Annotated in this window: 1 protein-coding gene; it reads left to right on the top strand. The window is 28.9% G+C overall.

Features of this window, described 5'->3' with window-relative positions; all coding sequences use genetic code 11:
• On the top strand, window positions 1-765 hold a 765-nt coding region (locus JWF52_RS18770), incomplete at both ends, for an MATE family efflux transporter (RefSeq protein WP_208334992.1).

Below are 765 nucleotides of genomic sequence, written 5' to 3'. Positions count from 1 at the left end.
TTAATATTAAAGCTATTTTTTGATTATTTTTTAGTTACAGCAGGAGTACCAAAGTTAGGTCTGATAAGTTCGGTATCTGGTGGTGTAATAAATGTGATTTTAGACTATTTATTTATGGTTGTATTTGATATGGGTGCATTAGGAGCAGCTCTTGCTACTTGTATGAGTTATGCAATTCCTGCTATGGTTGGAATAGTTTACTTCTCAAGAAAAAGTAATATATTATGCTTTACAAAGCCTAAGTTTAATATGAAATTAATTTTAGATAGCTGTATGAATGGTTCTTCAGAAATGGTAACTCAAATGTCAGGTGCAGTTACAACATTTTTATATAATATAGCTATGATGAGGTTTTTAGGTGAAGATGGTGTAGCTTCTATTACAATAATACTTTATGTGCAATTTTTACTAAACTCAGCTTATATAGGATTTACTTCAGGTGTATCACCTCGTATAAGCTATAATTATGGTAGTAAAGATGAAGTTCAGATAAAAAAATTAGTTAAATATAGTTTCACAATTATATCTGTATTTGCAATCTTTGTATTTATATCATCTAGATTTTTCTCAGATACTATAATAAGTGTGTTCTCTCCAAAAGGAACTAACTTATATAATATCGCGTCAAATGGATTTATGATATTTTCATTTAACTTCTTAGTTGTTGGTATAAATGTTTTTACATCTGGGAATGTTTACAGCTTTTTGCAAATGGTAATGGTGTCTGCACTACTTTTCCCATTTCTTAGAACTTTTTGTGTTATT

It is taken from the genome of Clostridium sp. CCUG 7971 (genome assembly GCF_017590215.1).
Lineage (GTDB): Bacteria > Bacillota > Clostridia > Peptostreptococcales > Peptostreptococcaceae > Faecalimicrobium.
The sequence above is the reverse complement of the archived record's forward strand: the minus strand, read 5'-3'. Positions and strand labels throughout refer to the sequence as shown.